Source organism: Streptomyces sp. NPDC046915, assembly GCF_040644935.1.
Taxonomy (GTDB): Bacteria; Actinomycetota; Actinomycetes; order Streptomycetales; family Streptomycetaceae; genus Streptomyces.
The window spans coordinates 43,724-67,402 of sequence record NZ_JBEYXB010000031.1; the positions used below are offsets into that span (position 1 = coordinate 43,724).

22 protein-coding genes and 6 pseudogenes are annotated in these 23,679 nt (G+C 69.1%); 15 read left to right on the forward strand and 13 right to left on the reverse strand.

The features are described from left to right. The first annotated feature begins 76 nt into the window (after positions 1-76). Entirely contained in the window at positions 77-886 is an 810-nt protein-coding gene (locus ABZ915_RS43970; RefSeq protein WP_361815514.1) for a universal stress protein, read from the forward strand. A 158-nt stretch (positions 887-1,044) separates the two neighbouring features. On the opposite strand, the gene ABZ915_RS43975 is transcribed toward ABZ915_RS43970, so the two are convergent. Continuing rightward, entirely contained in the window at positions 1,045-1,614 is a 570-nt protein-coding gene (locus tag ABZ915_RS43975; protein ID WP_361815517.1) for a TetR family transcriptional regulator, read from the reverse strand. Positions 1,615-1,739: 125 nt separating this feature from the next. Here ABZ915_RS43975 and ABZ915_RS43980 point away from each other — a divergent pair, with 125 nt between their 5' ends. Beyond that, positions 1,740-2,447: an alpha/beta hydrolase gene (locus tag ABZ915_RS43980; protein ID WP_361815520.1), complete on the forward strand. Its 708-nt coding sequence runs from the start codon at positions 1,740-1,742 to the stop codon at positions 2,445-2,447. 364 nt (positions 2,448-2,811) lie between these two features. Here ABZ915_RS43980 and ABZ915_RS43985 read toward each other — a convergent pair whose 3' ends face one another. Then, positions 2,812-3,501 (reverse strand): ATP-binding protein, encoded by a 690-nt coding sequence (locus tag ABZ915_RS43985; protein ID WP_361815523.1) that lies wholly within the window; start codon positions 3,499-3,501, stop codon positions 2,812-2,814. A 51-nt stretch (positions 3,502-3,552) separates the two neighbouring features. After that, a complete protein-coding gene (locus ABZ915_RS43990; protein ID WP_361815526.1) occupies positions 3,553-4,053 on the reverse strand; it encodes a cupin domain-containing protein in 501 nt (166 codons plus the stop codon). Between the two features lie 249 nt (positions 4,054-4,302). Between ABZ915_RS43990 and ABZ915_RS43995 the strand changes: the two genes are divergently transcribed. After that, the gene (locus ABZ915_RS43995) at positions 4,303-5,286 is read left to right on the forward strand and encodes a helix-turn-helix domain-containing protein (protein ID WP_361815528.1); all 984 of its coding nucleotides are present in this window, start codon (positions 4,303-4,305) and stop codon (positions 5,284-5,286) included. A gap of 114 nt (positions 5,287-5,400) precedes the next feature. Here the strand turns inward: ABZ915_RS43995 and ABZ915_RS44000 are convergent, their stop codons facing one another. Next, positions 5,401-5,904, reverse strand: coding sequence for a MarR family transcriptional regulator (locus ABZ915_RS44000; RefSeq protein ID WP_361815531.1), 504 nt, complete (start codon positions 5,902-5,904; stop codon positions 5,401-5,403). Positions 5,905-6,100: 196 nt separating this feature from the next. Between ABZ915_RS44000 and ABZ915_RS44005 the strand changes: the two genes are divergently transcribed. From ABZ915_RS44005 to ABZ915_RS44015, 3 genes are all read left to right on the forward strand, one after another. Beyond that, on the forward strand, positions 6,101-6,295 hold the full coding sequence (locus ABZ915_RS44005) for a hypothetical protein (protein WP_361815534.1): 195 nt from the start codon (positions 6,101-6,103) through the stop codon (positions 6,293-6,295). Positions 6,296-6,383: 88 nt separating this feature from the next. Further along, the gene (locus ABZ915_RS44010; protein ID WP_361815641.1) at positions 6,384-6,920 is read left to right on the forward strand and encodes an NAD(P)H-dependent oxidoreductase; all 537 of its coding nucleotides are present in this window, start codon (positions 6,384-6,386) and stop codon (positions 6,918-6,920) included. Positions 6,921-7,016: 96 nt separating this feature from the next. Beyond that, entirely contained in the window at positions 7,017-7,961 is a 945-nt protein-coding gene (locus tag ABZ915_RS44015; RefSeq protein ID WP_361815537.1) for an NADP-dependent oxidoreductase, read from the forward strand. A gap of 195 nt (positions 7,962-8,156) precedes the next feature. Here ABZ915_RS44015 and ABZ915_RS44020 read toward each other — a convergent pair. From ABZ915_RS44020 to ABZ915_RS44030, 3 genes and pseudogenes are all read right to left on the reverse strand, one after another. Further along, positions 8,157-8,531: pseudogene (locus tag ABZ915_RS44020) on the reverse strand (IS630 family transposase); the annotation flags it as partial. Between the two features lie 103 nt (positions 8,532-8,634). Then, the gene (locus tag ABZ915_RS44025) at positions 8,635-8,994 is read right to left on the reverse strand and encodes an amidase family protein (protein ID WP_361815540.1); all 360 of its coding nucleotides are present in this window, start codon (positions 8,992-8,994) and stop codon (positions 8,635-8,637) included. Positions 8,995-9,027: 33 nt separating this feature from the next. After that, positions 9,028-10,164, reverse strand: coding sequence for a hypothetical protein (locus ABZ915_RS44030; RefSeq protein WP_361815644.1), 1,137 nt, complete (start codon positions 10,162-10,164; stop codon positions 9,028-9,030). A gap of 372 nt (positions 10,165-10,536) precedes the next feature. On the opposite strand from ABZ915_RS44030, the pseudogene ABZ915_RS44035 reads away from it, so the two are divergent. From ABZ915_RS44035 to ABZ915_RS44050, 4 genes and pseudogenes are all read left to right on the forward strand, one after another. Further along, positions 10,537-11,113 (forward strand): annotated as a pseudogene (locus ABZ915_RS44035) (polysaccharide deacetylase family protein). A gap of 602 nt (positions 11,114-11,715) precedes the next feature. Continuing rightward, positions 11,716-12,843, forward strand: coding sequence for an SPFH domain-containing protein (locus ABZ915_RS44040; RefSeq protein WP_361815542.1), 1,128 nt, complete (start codon positions 11,716-11,718; stop codon positions 12,841-12,843). 48 nt (positions 12,844-12,891) lie between these two features. Further along, on the forward strand, positions 12,892-13,974 hold the full coding sequence (locus tag ABZ915_RS44045; RefSeq protein WP_361815545.1) for a hypothetical protein: 1,083 nt from the start codon (positions 12,892-12,894) through the stop codon (positions 13,972-13,974). A gap of 574 nt (positions 13,975-14,548) precedes the next feature. Further along, complete coding sequence (locus ABZ915_RS44050; protein WP_361815548.1) at positions 14,549-14,767, forward strand: hypothetical protein; 219 nt, start codon at positions 14,549-14,551, stop codon at positions 14,765-14,767. Positions 14,768-15,165: 398 nt separating this feature from the next. On the opposite strand, the gene ABZ915_RS44055 is transcribed toward ABZ915_RS44050, so the two are convergent. Continuing rightward, positions 15,166-15,957, reverse strand: coding sequence for an alpha/beta hydrolase (locus tag ABZ915_RS44055; RefSeq protein ID WP_361815551.1), 792 nt, complete (start codon positions 15,955-15,957; stop codon positions 15,166-15,168). Between the two features lie 122 nt (positions 15,958-16,079). Here ABZ915_RS44055 and ABZ915_RS44060 point away from each other — a divergent pair. Continuing rightward, a pseudogene (locus tag ABZ915_RS44060) lies at positions 16,080-16,711 on the forward strand (IS5 family transposase). 27 nt (positions 16,712-16,738) lie between these two features. Further along, complete coding sequence (locus ABZ915_RS44065; protein WP_361815554.1) at positions 16,739-17,419, forward strand: SUMF1/EgtB/PvdO family nonheme iron enzyme; 681 nt, start codon at positions 16,739-16,741, stop codon at positions 17,417-17,419. Positions 17,420-17,541: 122 nt separating this feature from the next. Here the strand turns inward: ABZ915_RS44065 and ABZ915_RS44070 are convergent. Beyond that, positions 17,542-17,731: pseudogene (locus ABZ915_RS44070) on the reverse strand (IS5/IS1182 family transposase); the annotation flags it as partial. A 90-nt stretch (positions 17,732-17,821) separates the two neighbouring features. On the opposite strand from ABZ915_RS44070, the pseudogene ABZ915_RS44075 reads away from it, so the two are divergent. Beyond that, positions 17,822-18,109 (forward strand): annotated as a pseudogene (locus ABZ915_RS44075) (transposase); the annotation flags it as partial. A 438-nt stretch (positions 18,110-18,547) separates the two neighbouring features. Here ABZ915_RS44075 and ABZ915_RS44080 read toward each other — a convergent pair. Then, positions 18,548-18,994, reverse strand: a complete 447-nt coding sequence (locus ABZ915_RS44080) for a helix-turn-helix domain-containing protein (protein ID WP_361815557.1) — start codon at positions 18,992-18,994, stop codon at positions 18,548-18,550. A 131-nt stretch (positions 18,995-19,125) separates the two neighbouring features. On the opposite strand from ABZ915_RS44080, the gene ABZ915_RS44085 reads away from it, so the two are divergent. Both ABZ915_RS44085 and ABZ915_RS44090 read left to right on the forward strand, forming a co-directional pair. Further along, positions 19,126-19,998: an aldo/keto reductase family oxidoreductase gene (locus tag ABZ915_RS44085; protein ID WP_361815560.1), complete on the forward strand. Its 873-nt coding sequence runs from the start codon at positions 19,126-19,128 to the stop codon at positions 19,996-19,998. A 214-nt stretch (positions 19,999-20,212) separates the two neighbouring features. Continuing rightward, positions 20,213-20,414: pseudogene (locus tag ABZ915_RS44090) on the forward strand (IS5/IS1182 family transposase); the annotation flags it as partial. Positions 20,415-20,692: 278 nt separating this feature from the next. Here ABZ915_RS44090 and ABZ915_RS44095 read toward each other — a convergent pair. The 3 genes from ABZ915_RS44095 to ABZ915_RS44105 are packed head-to-tail and all read right to left on the reverse strand — an operon-like array spanning position 20,693 to position 23,632. After that, complete coding sequence (locus tag ABZ915_RS44095) at positions 20,693-21,544, reverse strand: aldo/keto reductase (protein ID WP_361815563.1); 852 nt, start codon at positions 21,542-21,544, stop codon at positions 20,693-20,695. Between the two features lie 39 nt (positions 21,545-21,583). Beyond that, complete coding sequence (locus ABZ915_RS44100) at positions 21,584-22,612, reverse strand: alcohol dehydrogenase catalytic domain-containing protein (protein WP_361815566.1); 1,029 nt, start codon at positions 22,610-22,612, stop codon at positions 21,584-21,586. 42 nt (positions 22,613-22,654) lie between these two features. Further along, positions 22,655-23,632, reverse strand: a complete 978-nt coding sequence (locus tag ABZ915_RS44105) for an aldo/keto reductase (RefSeq protein ID WP_361815569.1) — start codon at positions 23,630-23,632, stop codon at positions 22,655-22,657. Positions 23,633-23,679: the final 47 nt, after the last annotated feature.

The window sequence follows — 23,679 nt, forward strand, 5'->3', positions numbered from 1 at the left end:
ACTGCGCTCGGCCGGAGTGAGGCTTGGAGCCGAAGTGGCGGATGGGGTGGGAAGCCGAAATGAGTGCGGAGGCAGAGTGAGCGGCCTGGTCGTCGTGGGAGTGGATGGCTCGTCGTCGAGCGATGCCGCCGTGGTGCAGGCCGCCCGGGAAGCCGAGCGGCGTGGTGCGAGGCTCCGTGTGGTGCACGCCTTCAGCTGGCCGGTCGGGCCCATGTACGCGCCACTGGACCCGTCGCCGCTCAATCGCCTGGCGCAGGACGCCGCACAGCACGCGCGGAGCGTGGCGCCCGAGGTGGAGGTCACCGACACCGTGATGACCGGCGGTGCCGCATCGGTACTGGCGGGCGAGTCGCGGACCGCGGACCTGGTGGTCGTCGGCAGCCGGGGCACGGGGGGCTTCATCGGCATGCTGCTGGGTTCGACGGCGGTGTCCCTGGCCGCCCACGGCGAGTGTCCGGTGCTGGTGGTCCGCGGAGAACCGGATCACACCGGGCCGATCGTGCTGGCTGTCGACGGCTCCCCCAACGGTGAGCAAGCAGTCGATTTCGCCTTCGCCGAGGCGGCACTGCGGGGAACCGAGATCATCGCCGTGCATGCGTGGCTGCCGGACTACGCGCCGCCCGGTACGGGCGTGGAGACCGCGGAGCGTCTGCTGGCCCAGGCACTCGCCGGCCGCCGGGAGAGGTATCCGGACGTCACGGTGCGACAGGAAGTATTGAGCGGGGAACCTCGCGAGGTCCTGATCGAGACGAGCAGGACCTCCCAACTGCTGGTCACCGGAGCCAGGGGGCGCGGCGGCTTCGCCGGGATGCTGCTGGGTTCGGTGAGCCAGGCACTGCTGCACCACGCGCACTGCCCGGTCGCCGTCGTCCGGGGCACAGCATGACCAGTGCCGTGCACGCGGCCGACGAGCGCTCAGGCGAAGACCACGCTGGAGGCCACCGGGGACCGAAACGAACCCGCGCGGTGCGGGATGCCGATCGCGGGATCCACGTCCCCCGCCGACACCCGACCAGCTGAGCGCGCGGCCCGATCCCCTCTCGGTCAGGCCTCCTCAGCGGGGAACACCTCGTCGACAGCTCGGCGCAGTGTTTCGCGGACGACCGCCGGGTCGCCGAGTTCTGCTGCCTGGAACGCGCCGTCGTGCAGCAGGACGAGTACGCGTGCGGCGTGCTCGGGGTCCGAATGGCCCAGGTCGGTAGAGAGTTCGCGGAACACCTCGAACAGCCAGGTACGTTGGTCGTCGATGACCGCGCGCACCGGATGGGTGCGGTCGGGGTACTCGGCGGCCGCGTTAAGGAACTGGCAGCCACGGAAGCCGTCTTCGAGGGTCGCGTCGCCGAGGACAGCCATCACCGCACGGATCGCCTCGCGCGGAGACCTACCGTCTCGCGCATGGCCGACAGCATCCCGGATCCCCTCGGCGGTCGTCGTGAGGTAAGCGGAGACCAGGTCGTCCTTGCTGGGGTAGTGCCGATAGAAGGTAGCGCGCGTGACCTGGGCCTCGGTGATGAGGCGTTCGACACCGACAGCGTGGATGCCCTCCGCATAGAACAGGCGGGACGCGGTGCGCAGCAGCCGGTCCTTGGGGTGGAGCTCCGAGGCAGTCGTCATACACCCATCGTAAAGAAAGACCAGTCGTTCTGGACGGTCACCCTCGTCACGTTGCCGCCACCAGAGAGAACGACTAGTCTTTCTCGAAGAAAGACCGATCATTCTCCCTGAGAGGTACGGAACCCATGAGCACCACCCCCACGATCGTTTTCGTCCACGGCGCCTTCGGTGACTCCGGCATGTGGAAGGACGTCGTCGCCAAGCTCCAGGCACAGGGCTACACCACCCTCGCCGTCTCGAACCCGCTCCGCGGCCTGGAGTCCGACGCCCAGTACGCGGCCACCGTCGCCAAGACCGTGGACGGCCCGGTCGTCCTGGTCGGCCACTCCTACGCCGGCGCGATCATTACCCGCGCCGCCCGCGACGCGTCGAACGTCGAGGCCCTGGTCTACGTGGCCGCCTTCCAGCCCGACGAGGGCGAGAGCTGCCTGGAGAACGCCTCTCGCTTCCCGGGCGCCAAGATGGGCCCGGACACCACCATCGCCACCGAGCACGAGGGCGAACCGGAGCTGCGCATCCTGCCTGAGCACTACCGGGACGTCATCGCCGGTGACCTGCCTGCCGAGGTCACCGACGTCCTCGCGGTCACCCAGCGCTCGGTGCGCGTCCAGGCCCTGACGGCGGAGCTGCCCGGCCAGCCGGCCTGGCGCACGCTGCCGTCGTGGGCAGTGATCGCGACTCAGGACAATGCCATCCCCGGCCAAGCCCAGGAGTTCATGGCCGAGCGCGCCGGATCGCACGTCGTGCGCATAGAAGCGTCGCACGCGGTAGCCATCTCGCAGCCCGACGCCGTGGCCGACCTCATCATCGAGGCTGCCAAGGCCACCCGCTGACCCCCTCCGTCACCACCACGGCCGCTTCCGGCTCCAGTGAGGCCGGAAGCAATCGGCACGGACGGCCGCGAGATCCAACGCCGTCGCTGCAGCCTGCTGTGGGCAAGAGAGGCCCGCTCACGATCGCGTGAACGGGCCTCTCACCTGTTTCGAGCCAGCGGAATCTTCCTGACCAGGTGGAGCGCGCCACTGTACGAACGACCTGGACGCCACACGCCATGTCTGCTCGGCTCTGAATGGGTCGACGGTGGACGGGATGGGAGCTCCCCGCGCACGCCGCTACGGGCCCACGGCCGCGAACGCCGCCCCTCCATCCCGGTGCCGGCCGATCCCCCGCCGGAGGCATCGTCTTGACCGTGCCGCGCTATACGGTGGGCGCACGTCGGCGGCGCCGAGCGGGCCGAAGGCAGGAGCGCGGGCGCAGCCGACGCCGGGAGCGCGCCCGGCGGAGCGGAGCCGGGGCTTGATGAGGCAGAGAAATCTGTAACAGCTCTGCTGTCCCGTGCCTTGTCTTGTTTCGGTTGATGCTTGACGTTGTGGCTTCACCTGATGCTTGACACCGCTTGCCTCGGCTTGGCTGTGTGCGTCCGGCCAGTGCGGTGAACAGCTGCGCCCAGCCAGGATCCAGGGACCAGTCGGCGTCGGGGGCGACCCTGCTGGCCACAACCACGATCGCATGGTCGGCGAGCCGCAGCAGGAAGGTCTCGCGCAGCCACGCCTCGAGTGGCTGACACTGCTCGAAGGTGTCGATGAGCAGCACCGCGCCGGGTTCGGCGCACGCCGGGGCCGCGGCCTCCTCGAGCCGGCGCGGATCCGCGTCGAGGAACCGTCCGTCCACGTGCACCACGCGGCGGCCGGTGAGCTCGGCCTGCCGGGCGGCGTAGCGCACCAGCGAGGACTTGCCGATGCCGCCGGGACCGTGGAGGTAGGCCACGAGCGGAGCGTCCGCCGCGCCCGACAGCATCCGGTCGAGCACCGCCCGCTCCGGCTCCCTGCCCACCAGCGCACCGGCTCGTGCCGCGGCCAGCCGGCCCGCCAGTCCCGCCGCTCCCAATCCGCGCTCCTTCCTGCTTCTCTCAGGCCCCCGCGATCGGCACCCTGCCGGCTAGAGGAACTCGCTTCGGTAGGTCGAGGCCAGCTCGGCCGCGCGGCGGCGACGCTCCGCGAGCTCGTCCTCCGACAGCTGCGGCGGCGGCGCGTCCTTGCCCGCGACGACATCGCCGATGCGCAGGAAGTACTCGTCCTGGCCCGCGGGGGTGCACATGCACAGCATGCGGGCCGGCGCACCCGAGGCGTTGCGGAAGTTGTGCGGCGCGTTGGCCGGGATGTTGATCGTGGACCCTGCACCCACGGTGTGCTCCTCGCCGCGGAAGGTGAACTCGATCTCGCCCTCGAGGATCGTGAACATCTCCTCGAAGTCGTGCCGGTGCGGCGGTGGGCCTCCGCCGTCGGGGACGCGCATGTCGATCAGGCAGTATCGGCCGTTGGTCTGCTCGCCGGTGACCAGCATGGCGTACGTGTTGCCCACCAGCGAGACGTACGTCGTGCCGGGGGCGTCGGGGTTCGCCACGGTCAGCGAGCGGGACGGATCGTCGTCGGGGATCATCGCGGTCGTCTCCTCGGAGGTCGGTCAGGTGGGAGTCGGTCGCCGGGCGCGACGACGACCTTGCCGCTGGGCAGTGCGCCCGCGGCGGCGTCGGCGTCAGGGCCGGCAGCTCCGTCAGCGGCACCCGCAGGCGGTTGATCGTTGACGGTTGAAGCGCAGCCAAGAGTAGGAACGGCCGTGCGTAGAAAGCGAGTACATTCGCGACACCGGATGGTATTCCGGCGACACCTTGACCAGCGCGGAGGACGCATGAGAAGCGGGCCGCGTTTCCTCGGACCGGGCGGCAAGACGGGCACGTTCACCGTCGACGCCGACTCCACTGGCATCGGTCGGGGAACGTGGGAGCCGTTCATCGACACCTGGAACGACCGCATGGGAGACCTGTACCCGCTGCCGGAATTCAGCGCTTCCACAGTCGACGGCTTTCAGGGGACGATGCGCTCGGTGACCCTGCAGGACACCGCCGTCAACGAGCTCTGGGGCTCCTCATCCGTGAGCACCCGGGCAGTCGGAACGCACGAGCACGACCAGATCAGGCTGTACGTGGGGCTGCGCGGCGCGGTGGCCCTGCAGGATCCGCACGACCAGGGCGGTGACGCGTACGTCTCGGCCGGCACCTACTTCATGCACCACGTCGTGACGGAGAACCACTTCCACACCACGCCGGACATCGGCACGCGCATCTTCATCTTCCCCGGCGACGCCTTACGGTCCCTGGTCGCCGGGAAGCCACGCGCCGGCCAGGCCACTTCGCCCGCGGCGCAGATCCTCATGGCACACACCAGCATGGTGCAGCGGACCGTGAGCGACCTCAGCCCGGCGGGTGCGCACGCGTCCCGCAACGCCCTGCTCGAACTGGCCAAGGGGCTGGTCCTCGACCACTTCGACGACCGCGAGCCCACCTTCACCCCGGCGCTGGCCCAAGCGGCCAAGGACCTGGCCGACACCCGACTCACCGACGCCGACCTGTCTCCGGCCGCGATCGCCGCGCACCTGCACGTCTCCGTCCGCACCCTCCAGCGGGCCTTCGCGAGGCTGGACGAGTCGTTCGGCGCCTACATCCGCCGCCGACGCCTGGAGGAAGCCGCCGCGGCACTCACCGCCCCCGGATCACGGCTCAGCGTCTCCGAGGCCGCCGCGCGCTGGCACTTCACCGACAGCAGCCACTTCACCCGCGCTTTCAAGAAGCAATACCATGCAACACCGGCGCAATTCGCACGCCGACCGGTCTGACGACTCAGCCTCCCGCTGCCCCGTTCCGGTTCACCGGCGACTGCCGCGGCCGGCGCGGCATCTCGCCGCGTCCTGATCCGCTGCGGTCGCAGGGCTCCGACGCCTGTCGCGTCCTTATGCTCCACCTTTACGGCGGCGAGGCCCGGCCGAGCGAGGCGGCGTCGAGCGCATGTGGTCGCGCACCGGCGCCAACAGGTCGGCGAGAGCCTTGACGTCGTCACGCGAAAGCGGCTCGAACAGGAGGCCGCTGACCACCTCGACGTGACCCGGCAGCACCTTCGCAAGCAGCTCGTGTCCGGCATCGGTGATGGTGACGGTGATGCTCCGCTCGTCGTCCAGCGAGGGAGCGCGGACGACCAGGCCTTCCTTTTCGAGCAGACCTACCTGGTACGTCAGGCCGCTGCGGCTGTAGACGACGCCGTCGGCCAGGTCGGTCATGCGGTGGCTGCCCGTCGGCGAGTCTCCGAGGCGGGCGAGCAGCTGGAACTGCACATAGCTGAGATCACCGGTCTCTCGCAGCTGCTGCTCGACCGCATGCCGGAGCAGGCTGGTCACCTCGATGAGGTCGAAGTAGGCGCCGAGCTGCACGGGGTCGAGCGACGGCGATGGATCTGGCATGACCTGAGTCTACTGCTTCGAATTCGAAGAGTGTGGCGCGCCGTCGTTCCAGCCACCACAGGTGGAGCTGTGGCACACCGTGTGGGCAGTGTTGGGCCCGACTGAGCACCACAGAAGATGGAGATCGGGCAGTGGTGCGGCGCAGGGTTGCGGGCAGGTGGACGGCGCCGCCGCCCACGGATCCCGAGGAGCGGCCATGAGCATCCCCTGCCTCGCGCAACGTGAGGACCAGCAGCAGCTCGAACGGATCGGCGGGAGTGTCTTCAGCGTCCTGCTCGACGCCGAGGTCTTCCTGCTCTTGTCCGGTTCGGCGCTGGTGTGGGCGGACGACGAGGAGTACGAGTTGCCGGCGGGACTGTCCGGCAATGTCGTCCCCCGTCCTCCCCGGTGACGGCACGACAGCCCGGCCGCAGGGAAGTAGCCATGAACTTGATGCCGGGATGAGCGCCGCCGCGTGGAGTCCGGTGTCCTTGGCCGTCGTGAGTGCCGGTGTCGGCTGTCCGCGTCCGACTCGCCTGCTCGCGGACTGGGTCGCGGAGGCTGTGTGCCGGTCGCTGGCGGCCGGCGGTGCGCGCGCCGAGGTGGAGGTGCTGGAGCTGCACCGGCTGACGGCCGACCTCGCCCAGTGCTCCGCCCAGGGCCGCGCCAGCCTCGACCTGCGGGAGGCGATCGCGGCGGTCGTGGCGTCCGACGGGCTGGTGGTGGCGACGCCGGTGCTCGCCGCATCCCCGAGTGAGGTGTTCGACTCGTTCTTCGCCGTCCTCGGGGACAAAGTCCTCTCGGGCATGCCGGTGCTGCTGGCCCTCGACAGCGGCTCCCGCTGGCAGCCGGCCGACCTCGCGCAGGTGATACGCAGGCGCCTGACCGGCGCGCACGCCGCCCCCGTGCCCACGGTCGTCATCGCGGGCCCCGCCGACTGGCGGGCCGCGGCTCGCGGCGACGCGGCGCGGCTGCACGCCTGTATCGGCCAAGCCGCCGCCGAACTCGCCGCGGCGATGCGCTCGCACCGGCGGTGACCGACAGAACTTGCTTCGAATTCGAAGCAGGACTACTGTCGCACCAGTTACTTCGAATTCGAAGCAACGTCGATCGCAGTGAAGGTGAGAACCGAAATGAAGGCAGTGCGTTTCCACGAGTACGGCGACCCCGGCGTCCTGCGCTATGAGGACGTGGAGAAGCCCGCCCCTGGGGCCGGTGAGGTCCGGATCCGGGTCGCCGCGACGTCGTTCAACTCCGTCGACGGCAACATCCGCGGCGGCTTCATGCGCGGCCCCATACCGGTGGTGCTGCCGCACACTCCCGGTATCGATGTCGCCGGCACGGTCGACGCGCTGGGCGAGGGCGTCGACGGCCTCGAGGTCGGTGACGACGTCGTCGGCTTCCTGCCGATGGACGGCAATGGCGCCGCGGCGGAGTACGTTCTCGCGCCGGCCGAGGTGCTGGCCCCGGCGCCCAAGAGCGTCCCCCTGGCCGACGCCGCCGCGCTGCCGGTGGTGGGCCTGACCGCGTACCAGGCGTTGTTCGACCACGGCAAGCTGACGGCCGGGCAGCACGTGCTGATCAACGGTGCCGGCGGCGCGGTCGGCGGCTACGCCGTGCAGCTGGCCAAGAATGCCGGTGCCCACGTCATCGCCACGGTCAGCCCGCGCAGCGCCGAGGCGGTCACGTCCGCCGGCGCCGACGAGGTCATCGACCACACCACCACCGGCGTGACCGCGGCGGTTGCCGAGCCGGTCGACATCGTACTCAACCTCGCACCGGTCGACCCGGCCGAACTGGCCGCGCTGGTCACGCTGGTCCGCCCGGGCGGGGTCGTGGTCAACACGACGGTGTGGATGCCCGCACCCGCCGACGAGGAGCGCGACGTGCGGGGCATTGACCTGTTCGTCCGCAGCGACGCCGGCCAGCTGGCGCAGCTGGTGGCGCTGGTCGACCGCGGCGAGCTGCGCGTCGCCGTCGCCGAGCGGGTGCCGCTGGCCGAGCTGTCGGCGCTGCACGCCCGGGCCGCCGAGGGCGCGGTGCACGGCAAGGTCATCGTCGTCCCGTCCGCCGTCTGACGGCGATCCTCCATCGAAAGGAAAGGGCTATGGCTTTCAGCCTGGATCCCGAACTAACCGCGGCGCTGTCCCCGATGGCGGCGCGATGGCGGACGCCACACGACCGGCCGTAGGCGATATCGCGGCGCGCCGCTCCCTGTGGGAGCCGATCACCGGCGCCGCGTCGACCGCTCAGCCGATCCTGCCCGACGTCAAGCGGTCCAGGACGTGTTCGATGCGGTCGAGCCTGGCGTCGCGGTCGGCGTCGGGCGACTCCTTCCAGGTCTTGGTGCGCTGGAAGGTGACGCCTCGGCGCCGGAGCAGGCGCCGTAAGGCTTCACGGCCGATGCGGATGACGCGTCCGTGGACGCGGCGCAGGAAGGCGGCGAGTTCGCGGATCGACCAGCGAGTGAAGGGCTGGCCGAGCTTGGTGGGGCGGGTGATGGCCGTCTGGATGACGAAGTCCTCGTCGTACTGAGAAGGCGGGGACGGCCTCCCGCTGCGCGCTCACCGGGACCCGGTTCCCGCCGGCCGAGACAGCTTCTGTCCTTCCTGATCGGTCAGTCCGCGCGCACGCACCAGCCCGGCCACCACACCTCCAGCGGCCGGAACGGACGTCACCGCCATCCAATCGCTCGAACCACCAACCCGGCGAACCTTCACGGTCACAGCACTGGGTCTTCGGCCATGGCGATCAGGGTCCGGTCCGAGTGCGCCGGTCCCACGAGCGGCACGCCGATCGGGAGGCGCCCGCGTTTCGCGCAACAGGCATGATGAGGCTGGGCAGGCCGACGTGGCAGGTGAGATTGGCCCAGCGGGTCTGGTCGAAGAAGCTCCGCTCGACGCCATCGACCGTGAGAGAGCGGGTGCCAGCCTGGATCGCCGCGGTGGGAGCGGCGGGGGTGATGAGGACGTCGTGCCGGGCGTCGGCGAAGAACCGGTGCCACGCCCGTCGAAGCCGTAGGCGCTCCTCGTTGGCGCGGAGCCAGGAGAGGTGTGTCTGCGTTCGATGGCGGACGATGGCGGAGGAAAGCGGCTTGAGGGCTCGCGTCATCCTCGTGCATCTTTCCGGCGTGCCGAGCGTGGTTCACTTCGCCGTGCCCACTGCCTGATCGGTTCCCACCGGCTCGCTGCGGGACTGGGAGGAGCGCCGACGCCGGTCTCGTACCGGCCACAGCAGGACATATGCGGTGGAGGCGATGACGAAGCCCAGGCGGATCAGGCCGCGGGCCGCGTCACCGGGAACGGCGAAGACCGTGCCGTACAAGGTGATCAGGCCGATCCAGCTCCACCAGGGCACCAGGCGCCGTTGCCCGATCACATCCCACAACAGTGTGCCCAGCAGGACGGAGGCGGTGTAGTACGTGTAGACACTGGGGTCCAGGGCGATCCGGGCGTTGGCGCCGAGCAGGACGACGGCGGGCCAGCGGCCTCGCCAGACCGCGACGCAACCCAGGGCCAGCCCCATCGCGGCCTGCGCGGACCGGTCCCAGGGAGGGGTTCGCGGATCGTTGACGCCGAGCCAGTGCAGCGCGGACGCAGGCTGGTTGGGGATGGTGAACGCGGCTGCGTCGAACGACTGCGGGGCATTGAGCAGGAACGGCAGCCAAGCGACCGCGACCAGAGCCGTGCACCACAGCCCCGCGCGCAGCCACTGCCCTCTCGGCAGTGCGAGCAGTAGCGGCAGGAAGGCCAGCGCGGTCGGTTTGGAGTCCATGGCCAGAGCCAGGAAGGCGCCCGTCGCAGCGGGGCTGCCGCGGGTGAGAGCGCGTACGGCAAGGGCGGTGAAGAAGAGTGCCAGAACGTCGTCCAGGTGGCCGAAACGGACAGCGACCTCGATCCACATCGGAATGAACGCCAGGCCCGCGATCAGCACCCGTTGCCGCAGCCGCTGGTGATTGGTGCCAGTGCCCAGGAAGTGCCAGGCGGCGCTGCGTCCGGCCACCACCAGGATCAGCAGACCGAGCAGGGACATCACGCCGGCGGCCAGAAACTGCCCGACGGACTCGGGGAAAGGGTTGAACAGGCCCGCCGCCAGGAAGCTGAGGGGACCCATCTGGAGTTCGGGGTGGTGGGCGTACAGATTCAGACCGCCGTCTGCCCTGCCCGAGCCCGCGTAGATCAACTCCCCACCAGTACGCAGGTAGTGCCATGAGAATCCCCCGTGTGGCTGGACCACGCCGAACCAGAGGATTGTCCAGGCGGCAAGCAGCACCAGGTGCATCCGCTGGCTGATGGCCGACACGCGTTCTCCCTTTCGGTCCTTGTCGTCTCATTCGGTTTCGCTACGTCATGCGTCCCTGTTTGAGATGGCCGGAAGGTAGATCAGGTTGTCGGCGTGAGGTAAGAAGCGGTCGCCTGGTCCGGCGAGCCGGACGGGCTGCGGGTCGCGAGAATGCGGCCGGAGACATCGGCAGTCGCTGCACGGTCGAGTCGGAATACGTGGTGGCCGAAGGGCTTCCGCCCCGCTGCGTCAGCGGCTTGTTGCCCCACCCCTGCCGGCTTGTCCGTGATCGGCAACAGATGGATCCCTCAGCAGGCTTTCCCTCTCTCGCCGAATGCACAGGCCCCACAGCGACGGCGAGGAACAGAGGACATGGCACGAAACGGCGGACGGGTATGGTACCGAGAGTGCTCGCGGCGGCGCTCGGGGTGACTGCGGTGCCGCCTTACCTCGCTCTGGAACGCGCAACTCGGTTCCACCGAGGGACAGTCCACCCGAGCAGGCGTCTCGGCGCCTCCTGCCAAGTCGCACACTCAGTCGCGGGCCGAAAGACTCCGTCCGTATCGGCGGTGATCGTGCATGCCTCGGATGCGGGTGCCCATGGCGTCAACATCACCATCGACGACGGACCGGACCCCGTCTGAACACCAGAGGACGCGTGATCACCAAGGCGTCCGGGGGCGTCCGCCCCCAGTACTACCTGGCTCCAGGAGGTGCCTTCACTCCCTACAGCCGCCACCGCGCCGCGTCCCGGGGAAATGCGCCCGCTCGGCTGGATCATCGACTCCAAGGACTGCGAGCGCCTCGGCGCGAACACCATCGTCGCCACCGTCAAGAACGAGATCTCCAACGGCCCGACCCTCCTTCTCCACGACGCGGGGAAAGCCGCTCCCAGGCCGTGGCCGCCCTGCGCGAGGTTCTGCCCTGGCTGAAACCGCAAGGCTGCTAGTCCTTCGGTTTCCCCCGTGCGCTGACCGCGGCTGAGCGTGGGGCACCGGGGCAGTCAAGTCGTAGCGCCGGGCAGCCTCGCGGGACGGGTAAGAGAGGTCTACGACGACAAGACCGTCCTCGTTGATCCAGCGCCCGCGCGTGCGCAAGAGGTGAAGTCGAGCCGGGGACAGACTCAGGAGCTGGGCCCTCGGCCCCCGCAGGCGCCCCGACACCCAGGCCGGCGCGTCGCCGAGGCCGCCCAACTCCGAATGGGCACCTTCCCGGTAGATGATCTCGGCGTAGGGCTGGTCCGAACCCGTGGCGACGCACACCATCGCACCGACCGGAAGCACAGGAACGCACTTGCCGCACAGACGGGAAAGCCAGGTGTCGTTGCCCGGCGTCCGGAGCCGGGCGGGGGCGTACAGGGCGGCTCGCCACGGGTGCCCGACGGGCGGCAGGGGCCGGCGGGCTGGGGCCCGCCCCCGCTCGTACCCGCACTGACCGCAATGGGCATACTGTCGGCTGATCGTTTGATCGCCGCGCGGTCACCGTCCCGGGACCGGCCGGGCAGCGGCGGTCTCCGGAAACGCGGAGAGTTGGGGGATTGTCGTGGGGCTGATGGACCGGATCCGCGGTGAGTTCATCGACATCATCGAGTGGACCGACGACGGCCGGGACACCATCGTGTGGCGCTTTCCGCGCTTCGGCAACGAGATCAAGATGGGCGCCCGGCTCGTGGTGCGCGAGTCACAGACGGCCGTCTTCGTCAACGAGGGCCGGCTGGCCGACGTCTACCAGCCCGGCACGTACACCCTCTCGACCCAGAACATGCCGGTCCTGTCCACGCTGAAGGGCTGGAAGCACGGCTTCGAGTCGCCGTTCAAGGCCGAGGTCTACTTCGTCACCACCCGGCAGTTCACCGACTTCAAGTGGGGCACCCAGAACCCGGTGATCCTGCGGGACGCCGACTTCGGCATGGTCCGGGTCCGTGCCTTCGGCACCTTCGCCGCCAAGGTGGTGGACGCCGCCGCGCTGCTGCGCGAACTGGTAGGCACCGACCCCCAGTTCCGCACCGAGGAGGTCGGCGAGCACCTGCGGCAGCTGATCGTCTCCAAGCTGGGCTCCGCGCTGGGCTCGTCCGGCGTGCCGCTGCTGGACCTCGCCGCCCGGCAGGACGGCATCGGGCAGCAGCTGGCCGAGGCGCTGACCCTGGAGCTGTCCTCCACCGGCATCGCCATCCCCCGGTTCTACATCGAGAACATCAGCGTCCCGCCGGAGATCGAGGCGGCGATCGACACCCGCTCCCGGATGACGATCACCGGCAACCTGGACGACTACGCCAAGCTCCAGGCGGCCGACGCAATCCCGATCGCCGCCGCCAACCCCGGCACCGGCGGAGACGCTCTCGGGCTGGGCGTGGGCATGGCACTGGGCCAGCGGATCGTGCAGAGCACGTCCGGTGCGGCGGCTTCCTCGGTCCCGGTGACGCAGGCCCCGGTGCAGCCCGCCCCCGCCGACGTCCCGCCTCCCCTGCCCACCGCGCTGCGCTGGTTCCTCGCGGTCGGCGGACAGCAGCAGGGCCCGTACGACGAGAGCGCGCTGGCCGGGCAGGTGGCGGCCGGCAACCTGACCCGTACCACGCTCGTCTGGCGCAGCGGAGAGGCCGCCTGGCAGCCCGCGGACCAGGTCCCGGAGCTGACGCCGCTGCTTGCCGACGTCCCGCCGCCGCTTCCCCCGCAGGACTGAGATCCAACACCCGGAATCTCCCGGCAACAGGTCACAAGGAGAAGTGAGTTGACGGATCAGGACGTCGCGCCGGCGCCCGACCGGGCGTTCCAGTGCGAGGCGTGCGGCGGGGTCAGCGAGTACGCGCCCGGGACGTACGCGCTGCGCTGCCCGTACTGCAAGCACGAACAGGACATCACGCCGATACCGCGGCAGGTGACCGAGCACCCGATCGAGGAACTGGCCGTGCTGCCCCGCCGGGCATCCGCGCCGGGCCGGGTGAAGGTGTACACCTGCCCCGGCTGCCACGCGGTGACAGAGAGCGACACGCTCAGCGACAAGTGCCAGTTCTGCGCCACCCCGCTGGTCGCGGACGCGTCCAGCACCGAGCGGGTGGTACCCGAGGCGGTACTGCCCTTCGGGGTGGGCCGCGGTCAGGCCCGTGACGCGCTGGCCCAGTGGACCAGGTCCCGCTGGTTCGCGCCCGACGAGCTGAAGAAGGTCACCGAGGCGGAGACCTTCCGGGGCAGCTACCTGCCGCACTGGACGTACGACGCGCAGACCACCACCCAGTACACCGGCGAACGCGGCGAGCACTACTGGGTGGAGGAGGAGGACTCCGAAGGCCGCACCCGTCAGGTGCGGCACACCCGCTGGCACCACACGTCCGGGACGGTCGGCCGGTTCTTCGACGACGTGCTGGTGCCCGGCAGCGGCCAGGTGCCGGTGAAGGAACTGGACAAGCTGACCCCCTGGCCGCTGGAGGAGACGGTTCCCTACCAGGAGGAGTACCTGGCGGGCTTCCGTACCGTCCGGTACGACGTCGAGCCGGAGGCCGGCCTGGAGTCGGCGAAGGCGCGGATGGCGCCGGTGATCCGCGCCGACTGCAAGCGGGACATCGGCGGCGACGAGCAGCGGGTGCACTCGATGTCCACCTTCTACAGCGGCCTCACCTACAAGCTGGTGCTGCTGCCCGTGTGGTTCCTGACCTACCTCCACGCCGGCAAGGCGTGGCCGGTGATGGTCAACGCCCGTACCGGCGAGGTCATCGGCGAGCGGCCGTACAGCGCGGTGAAGATCACCCTGGCGTCGGTGGGCGGCGCGCTGCTGATCGCCCTGGTGGTGCTGCTCGTGGTGATGCTGCGCAACTGAGCAAACCGTCGTTGGTCGGGGCTCCGGACGAGCCTCGGCCGCCGAGCGGGCGTGCGTGCCCGGCCGTCTCCATGACCGGCGCCCCGCTGCCGACCGCATTCGCCCCCCTTCCCGCCGACCCGCGGCGCCGCCCCGCGCACCCGCCCGGACAGCTCCGGCACGGTGGCATCTACCGGCAGTGGCCCCAGCCAGTCGGCGACCTGCCTGGGAGGGGGCTGCGGCCACGATCAGGCCTCGGGCCCACGGCCCTTGTTCGCCTTACCAGCGCACGCGGGTCCGCCCGGAGCCCGATCGCCGCTGGACTCGTTCCTGGGCCGGGCTCCCCCTTCGGCAGAGGGGTCCCGAACTGGGCGAAGACGTCGGGTGCCGGTGCTTGTGGCCGCCGACAGCCGACAATGCACAAGCCACCGCGGTCCGCTGCCACCCGGTCGCGTATCCGCACGAGAAGAATTCACCCGTTCGGCCTACGCGCGCGCCGTCCTCATGTGCGGCGTCCCCCGTTCGGTCGCACGGGGGACATGGCCGGCTTGCCGCCGAGCAACCGCCGTGATCGCTAGCTTCACGGGGAGGCACCGTGATCGTGATAGCTCTGCTCCTCCCGGTGGTGTCGCTTCTCATGCTGTTCGGGCTGCCCGCTCTGGAAGACCACCTGTTCCCACCACCACCGCCTCTGCCAGAACAGGCGAAGACGGAACCGGGTCGGCAGCGGACCAATCTGGGGTGGCCGGAGGCCGTCCGCGGGGTCGGCGTAGACGCCCGTACCGACGCGATCACCCGCAGGGACGGGAGCTGACCCAAACGCGGTAACCCCGACAACCTCCGCCAAGGCGCCGCAAGAGCGCTCCCGCCCAGGCCCGCGCCGAGAAGGGCCTGCGCGAGATGATCCGCCGCGGCCGGCCCATCACCAAAACCACCCGCCCCGTCCCACCGCGCCGCCGTCCGACAACTCGCCCAGCAGTGTCGTCCGCACCCTCGCCGCCCGGCTCGCCGGGCTCAAGCAGTGGCACGCATCGAAGTCCAGGTCCTGCGGCAAGCCCTCGAAGCCACCCAGGGCGAGAACCTCGCACTCCGGCACCGCCTCGGCCCCCGGGCGCGCCTCCCGCCCCGAGCTCTCCGGACGTTGATCTCTTACATCGTCCACCAGCAGGTGGCTGAAGTGCCCCTCGGCGCCACGCGGCGTTCGACCTCGGCTCACTGAGCCAGGTGTCGCTCCAACGCAGCGAGGAATGCGTCCGGGTTCTCGAGGTGGCAGGCATGGTCGCCGGGCAGTTCGAGAACCTGGGTATCGCGCAGCCGTTCGTCGAGAACGGCGACGACCCGCTTGATCCAGTCGGTGGTCGCGGAGCCGTGGACCAGGAGGACAGGGCACCGGATGCCGACGAGTTCGGCGACGTCGCGGTCGGGCCGGTCGGCCTGCTCCGAGCTCCAGGACAGGGCCATCCGGTGCGGGACCCAGCGCGGCCAGGCGGGGTGGTCGCGGGCTTGGTCCTTCGACGGCGTGAGTCCGGCGAGTTCGAGGAACTCGGCCAGGTCATCCTCGCTCACTTCCTGTCCGGCCAGTGCATGCAGGAACTGGTTCAATCGGGCGACCTCGGGAGCGGACTCGCCGGGGCCGTGGAGGATCCAGTACGCCGCGGGTTCCACGAGCGTCAGCGTCCTCACCCGCTCCGGATGGGCCAGGGCGAACTCGATGAGGGCCCGTCCACCGGCGGACCACCCCGTGAAGTCGGCGGTCTCGACCCCGAGGGCATCCACCGTCATGAGCAGCGATTCTCGCTCGATCGCCGCGGTGTACCCGGCGTCCCCGCGCTCGCCGGCCGAGCCGAGCTCATTGTGGATCGGCTGCACCCTGACGGTCCGCCGTCTCGCCGACAGGGCGTCCACGAGCGGCGTCCACGACACCCATCCGGTGAGTCCACCAGGCACCAGGACGACCGGCGGCCCCTCGCCCTTCACCTCGTTGACCAGGACCCTCGGTTTCATCGTCCACCTCTGACGGGTTCACAGCAGATCCCATCAACGTAATCGCGATCCCGACTTCGCGCAGAGCCCCTCTGCTTCCGCCGCGCCCCGAACGCAGGTACCGGCATCCTGGCCGGCTTCGCGTGCCTGATCGAGTCGCGCTGGCCGGGATCGTCTACGTCCTGCGCAAGGGCGTGGCCTGGCGGGACGTTCCGGCTCCCGCGAATTACGGAAGGCGGGTCTGCCGGAGATGGACAACTGCGCTATCGATGGCCCCCACGCCAGATCCCTCAAAAGGGGGCCACGTCGGGCCGTCGCAGGTCGACCGTGGCCGCCCCGGCTCCATGCACCATGTGCTCGTCGACCGCCGCGGCGCCCCGCTTGCTGTCTCGCTGACGGGCGGGAACCGACATGACGCCACCCAGTTGATTCCTATTCTGGACGCCATTCCCGGCAAACGAGAACTGCGGGGCCGCCCCCGGAGCAAGCCCAAGCGACTGTACGCCGAGGGCGGCTACGACTACGCCAAGCTTCGCCGCCTGCTATGGAAGCGTGGCAGCAAGCCCTCATCGCCCGCCGCGCCATCGCCCACGGCTCGGGCCTGGGCACGACCCGGTGGGTCGTCGAGCGTTCCTTTGCCTGGCTGCATCGGTTCAGACGACTGCGCATTCGCTACGAACGCAGGGCGGACCCCCATCATCAAGCCCTGCTGGAACTGGATTGCAGCATTGGCTGCCTGCGCCGTCTCGCCAGCTATACCCGGAAGGATCGATAGCGGTGATCACGCCGGTAGGGTGGCCTGGTGGACGCGGGGGCAGAGCACGAGATAGTGGCGGTCCCGCCGGGACGGGTGACGGTGTCGGACCGGCGGACGCAGAGGAGTTGGACGGTTGACGTTGCACCGTTCTGGATGGCAGCGGTTCCGGTCACCCAGTCGTTGTACGCACAGGTCACCGGTCAGCGGCCGAGCACTTCCGAAGGCGACCGGCTACCGGTTGAGGGCGTTTCTTGGTGGGACGCGGTTCGGTTCTGCAATGCGTTGTCCCGGCGTGAGGGGCTGACACCCGTCTATCACCTCAACGGCGAGGTAGAGGCGGTCCACTGGAATGCATCTGCGGATGGATACCGGCTGCCAACCGAGGCTGAGTGGGAGCACGCATGCCGCGCGGGTACCACCGGCCCTCGACATGGCCAGCTTGATGAGATCGCCTGGTACCAGGGCAACTCAAACGGGCAAATCCATCCTGTGGGGGTCAAGGAGCCCAACCCCTGGGGTCTGTACGACATGCTGGGCAATGTCTGGAACTGGTGCTGGGACGTCTACGACGCAGAGGTGTATGGCACCTATCGCGTACTCCGTGGCGGTGGATGGGCCGACCAGCATTGGAGCTGCAGGGCCTCGGTGCGGCGACGCAGCCACCCGACCTTCCGGATCGACGACGTGGGCTTTCGTATCGCGCGCTCACCGATGTCTCAGACGTGACCGCTCATTCTGAAACGATCAGCAAGTAGGCTGCGGGAGTCGGCCGCGCCGTGCCAGGTCCCAGGCGACGGCCCGAGAGTTCTTGAGCCGGTTGATCGTCCACTCAACCTCGTTGCAGCATCTGGCTTCTTCTTCCGAGCCCCGGCCGCGTACTGATGGGCACAACAGGACATCGAGTCGACCATGCTCCAGCCAATCCGGCCCGCGAGGTCAGCTGCGTTGATCGTTCCACCGACCGCCACGCTGTCCCGACTCCGGCAAATGCAGTGCCGGCCGGACCCACTCGGCATTCGTCAGATCACCCCGCCCCATGCCGGAACCAACGAGCCATCGATCCGACAGTCACATGATCCGCCGGGCAGGCTCTGGTCTGGTTATGGAGGGGACCTTGCTGATGTCAGATTGTGGGCAACTGAACTCGAGGCGGTGCACGGGCGATTCGTGCACCGGTTCAGCCGGGAAGAACCGCGTCAGTCGGCACGGGCCTATATGCGGGGGTTGGTTGCTCCGCTGGAGCGGAAGAACGGCTGGACGCCGGCGGAGGAGGCCGGGCATGCCGGTCCCGATCGGATCCAGCGGCTGCTGAACCGGATCGACTGGGACGCCGACGAGGTTCTGGATGATGTGCGTGACTACGTCGTCGAGAACCTCGGTGACCGGGATGCCGTCCTGATCCTCGATGACACCGGCCCTCTCAGCTCATCCATATCAGCCTCGCCGACATCCTGCGCTGGTCACACTGGCGACGACGACGCCGGCACCAGGCCCGCATCAGCCACTACAAACGACGCGAACACAACCCCCGAAAACTGCCCAGCACTCAGAACAGGCACCGTTGCAGTACTGGCGAACTCACAGAAGCCAACCGGCGACTCGAACGCGAGGTGGCCCAACTCAGACCGGCTCAGAATCAGGTCCATCGACTCCAGAATGATCTCGACGCGGCCCGTACCAGTCTGCGACTGATCATCCGGGCACAGAACCGGATCGACCCCTCGGATTGACGTCCCTGCCACACGTATCTCAACCACTATGTGCGTGTTTGCAATCCGCAGAGAGAGCGATCTCGGCCAGTAGATAGACGCTTTGGAGGGCCTCACAAGCCAACAGAGCTGTGGGACGGTTCGATCAGGACGTGCGAGCGTCGCAGTTCTCGCGGTTCGCGAGGACCTCGGCCATGTGTGTCTGCGCCCAGTTTCTGAGCCCGCGCGTCATGTGGTGGAGCGAGAGACCGAGGTCGGTCAGCTCGTAGGTGACGGTGACGGGGACAGTGGGCGTCACGGTGCGGGTGAGCAGACCATCGTGTTCCAGCGACCGTAGCGTCTGGGTCAGCATCTTCTGGCTGACCCCGGCCAGAAGACGAGCGATCTCGGAGTAACGCATCGCCTTCGGAGCGTCTGCGTGTGTCGCACCGGGGGGTCCAGGGTTGTTGTCGCCGCCCAGCGCACACAGGATCAGGACGACCCACTTGTCCGAGATTCGGTCGAGCAGCTGCCGGCTGGGGCACCCTGCCAGGAACGCGTTGTACTCCACCTTGGCCTGATCCCTCTTCTGGGCCGCCTTCATCGTCGTCACTGATCGCACCTCTCACCGATGGGTGGGTTACGCACTCCAAAGTGCCTACTTCCCGACAGGAAGCTTCTCTCCAATGCTGATGCAGGAAGGCAGCAGGCGCCACCCCCAAGTGCACGACGAAAGGCAACACGATGAGCGCACCCTCCCTCTCTCTTCCCGGCGGCACCTGGTCTCTGGGTGACCTGACCGTCACCCGGTTCGGCTACGGCGCCATGCAACTGGCCGGCCCGTCGGTGATGGGGCCGCCGACCGATCGCGAGGGTGCCCTGGCCGTGCTGCGTGAAGCGGTCGGCCTCGGTGTCACCCACATCGACACCAGCGACGCCTACGGGCCGCGCGTCACCAACGAGTTGATCCGCGAGGCACTGCACCCCTATCCCGAGTCGCTGCACATCGTGACCAAGGTGGGCGCGACCCGCGACGAACAGGGTGGCTGGCCCACGGCCCGGCGACCCGAAGACCTGCGCCGCCAAGTCCACGAGAACCTCGAGTCCCTCGGGCTCGATGTACTTGACCTGGTCAACCTTCGACTCGGCAACGCCGAAGGTCCCCAGCCCGGCTCGCTCGCCGAGGCGTTCGAGATGCTCGTCGAACTCCAGCAGCAGGGCCTGATCCGCCACCTCGGGGTCAGTAACGCCACCGAGGATCAGGTCACCGAGGCACAGAGCCTCGCGCCGATCGTGTGCGTGCAGAACATGTACAACCTCGCCCACCGCCACGACGACGAGCTCATCGACCGGCTCGCCATCGACGGCGTCGCGTATGTGCCCTTCTTCCCCCTCGGGGGCTTTACCCCGCTTCAGTTCTCGGGGCTCTCGGCGGTCGCCGCTCGAATGAAGGCGACACAGATGTCCGTTGCACTGGCCTGGCTGCTGCAGCGATCACCGAACATCCTGCTTATCCCCGGCACGTCATCGGCGGCGCACCTGCGCGAGAACGTCGCCGGCGCGGGACTCTCCCTCTCTCATGAGGACTTGACCGAGCTGGACGACATCGGCCGCTGAACGGCCCAGAGCTGATCGGAAGCTCGCTGCCGATCCTGAACCGGCCGGGCTGTTGACCGACGACGGGCGCGAAGCATACCGCCCGCGCTGACGGGGCTGACCTCACGTCACTCAGTCGGCGACATCCGTCTGACCTGGACGTATCCGCGCGAGATCTGGATCGGAACGGTGACGAGCCCGAACGTGACCATCCCGGTCCAGAGGGCTGCGCGAGCGTGGCATCGTCATCGCATCGCCCGCAAAGGTCTCGACACCTCCGACGACTCGGTCGGCAGGTGGTCGAACGCACGGTGTCCTGGCCGGCCGGGTGTCGTCGACTGCATCGCCGCTACGAGCGCAAGGCGGAGTACTTCCTCGGCTTCGTTGGCCTTGCAGCGTCCCTGATCGTGTACCGGCGCCTGACCATCAGGGCCTGAGCCTGTTCTGCTGAGGGTCGAAGCAGTTCTATGGACTGTGCCAAGGAAGCGGCGAAAGCGGAGACTTGTCACACCATCGTTCAAGAAGCGCGGCGCGGTGGCTCCTGTCAGCAGTGCCCCGCGCAGAATGGTGCGCCGGACCGGCAGGGCGGCGCGGTGCTGTGGCGTGATCACGGTGAACGGCTCCCGGTGAACCGTTGGGGAGAGTGAGGCCGGGCGGGTGCCCCGGGGTGTGCGCTTCAGGGCACCCGCGGTCAGCGATGGGCGTCTGGGGCCGCTCAGCTGCCCAGGCGGCGGCCCGCGAGCCAGGTGACCATCTCGGGGTCGTGGTGGTCGAAGAACAGAGAGCTGCCGGTGTCGAGGGTGGCGATCTGGGCCATCTGCTCGTGGGTGAGCTGGAAGTCGAGCACGTCGAAGTTCTCGGCCATGCGCTCGGCGCGCACCGACTTGGGGATGGCTACGACGCCGCGCTGGGTCAGCCAGCGCAGCACGACCTGCGCGACCGACTTGTCGTGCTGCTTGCCGATCTCGGTCAGCAGCGGGTTGGTGAACAGGTCGTTCTTGCCTTCGGCGAAGCCGCCCCAGGATTGGATCTGCACCTCGTGTTCGCGCATGAGGTCCTGATAGTCGGCGCGCTGGAAGAACGGGTGAACCTCGATCTGGTTGACCGCCGGGGTGATCTCACTGTTGACGATCAGGTCGATCAGGCGGTCCGGGTAGAAGTTCGACACTCCGATCGCCTTCGTCAGGCCCTCACGGTTGAGGGCCTCCATGGCGCGCCACTGGCCGTAGACGTCACCGAAGGGCTGGTGCATCAGGTACAGGTCGAGGTGGTCCAGACCCAGCTTGCTCAAGGACGTCTCGAAGGCACGGCGGCTGTTGTCCTGGGCAGGGGCGTCCTGCACCCACAACTTGGTCGTGACGAACAGGTCTTCGCGTGCGATGCCGCTGGACTTGATGGCGCGGCCTACGGCTTCTTCGTTGACGTAGGCGGCGGCGGTGTCCAGCAGGCGGTAGCCGGCGGCCAGTGCCTCGGAGACGGCGCGTTCTGTGTCCTCGGCGGGGATCTGGAAGACGCCGAAGCCGAGCAGCGGCATCTCGACGCCGTTGTTCAACGTCACGTACTGCATGGGGGGTATGTCCTTCGCTGTCCGGGTGGGAGCGGTTGGTCAGGGGCGGATGAGGGCCTTGAGGACCTGGCGGTCGGCCATGGCCCGGTAGGCGTCCGGTGCCTGGTCGAGGGAGAAGTTCTGGTCGAAGACGCGGCCGGGGGCGATGGTGCCGTCCAGTACGTCGGGCAGCAGCTGCTCGACGTAGGCGCGGGCGGGGCTGGCGCCTCCGGTCAGGGTGATGTTGCACATGAACTCGGCCGGGCCGATCGGCCCCTGCTCGTACTGCGGGACGCCCAGGCGGCTGATGGTGCCGCCGTCCAGGATCCCGCCCAGGGCGGTTTGAAGGGCCTGCCGTGTGCCGACGGCCTCGATCACCTTGTCCACGCCGCCGGTCAGCTCGCGGATGCGGGTGATGCCCTCCTCACCACGCTCGGCGACGACGTCGGTGGCACCGAACTCGCGACCCAGGTGGGTGCGGGCTTCGTGGCGGCCGGCCAGTACGATCCGCTCGGCGCCCAGCCGCTTGGCGGCGATCACCGCGCACAGGCCCACTGCACCGTCCCCGACGACCAGCACCGTGTCGCCACGGGTGACGCCGGCGGTGACGGCGCCGTGGTGGCCGGTGGTCATCACGTCCGACAGCGCCAGCAGCGACGGCAGCAGCGCGGAATCGGCGGCCACCGGCAGCTTCACCAGGGTGCCGTCCGCGTACGGGACGCGGACGGCTTCGCCCTGGCCGCCGTCGACGCCGTCAAAGCCGTACCGGCCGCCGTTGCGGCATGAGATGTGCAGGCCTTTGGCGCAGTAGTCGCAGGTGTTGTCGCTGTAGGTGAAGGGGGCGACGACCAGGTCACCGGTCTTCAGGCCGGTCACGTCCGCGCCGGTTTCCTCGATGACGCCCAAGAACTCATGGCCCATGGGGCGGCCGGTGTCGGTGGCGGGCATCGAGCCGTACGGCCACAGGTCGCTGCCGCATACGCACGCGGCCACCGTGCGGACCACGGCGTCGGTCGGTTGGACGGTCTTCGGATCGGGCCGGTCCTCGACGCGGACGTCGCCGGCTCCGTACATCACTGCCGCACGCATGAGGGGTGCTACTCCAAACGGGGGGCTGGGCGGTGCGGGTGATCAGCGTTCGAGCATCCGCGCCTGGGCCTCGGTGTGGGTGGCGCCGGCGGCAGGCGGCAGGCTGCTCAGCTTGTCGAGCTGCTCGCTGGTCAGGGAGACCGTGTCGGCGGCGGTGTTCTCCTCGACCCGGCCGACGCGCTTGGTGCCGGGGATCGGGGCGATGTCGTCGCCCTGGGCGAGCAGCCAGGCCAGCGCGACCTGCGCGGGCGTGGCGCCGATCTCGGCGGCCAGGGCCTTGACCTCGTCGGCGAGCGCGAGATTGTGCTGGAAGTTCTCACCGGTGAAGCGCGGATTGCCGCGACGGAAATCGCCCTCGTCGAACTGGTCGGTGGAGCGCACGGTGCCGGTCAGGAAGCCGCGTCCGAGTGGGGAGAACGGCACCAGGCCGATGTTCAGCTCCCGCAGGACAGGCAGGACGCGCTCCTCGATACCGCGGGTCCACAGGGAGTACTCCGACTGCACCGCGGTGACCGGCTGGACGGCGTGGGCGCGGCGGATCGTGTCGGGGCCGGCTTCCGAGAGCCCGAAGGAGCGGACCTTGCCCTCGTCGATCAGCTCCTTGACAGCGCCGGCGGTCTCCTCGATCGGCGTGTTCGGGTCCACCCGGTGCTGGTAGTACAGGTCGATGTGGTCGGTGCCCAGCCGCTTCAGGGAGCCCTCGACCGCGGTGCGGATGTTGGCCCGGCTGGAGTCCAGGTTCCACGCGCCGCCACCGCCGTGCGAGACAAGTCCGAACTTCGTGGCCAGCACCACCTTGTCCCGGCGCCCCTTCAGCGCACGGCCGAGCAGTTCCTCGTTGGTGTAGGGGCCGTAGATCTCGGCGGTGTCGATGAGCGTGACGCCCAGCTCGAGCGCCCGGTGCACGGTCCTGATCGACTCGGCGTCGTCGGTGCCTGAGCCGGTGTAGCCGTGGGACATGCCCATCGCGCCCAGGCCGATCCGGGAAACCTCCAGGTCACGCAGCTTGATGTACCGCATCTCGCCTTCTCCGGTTGGTGGCGTTGCCCGACTCCTCACTCGTGCCC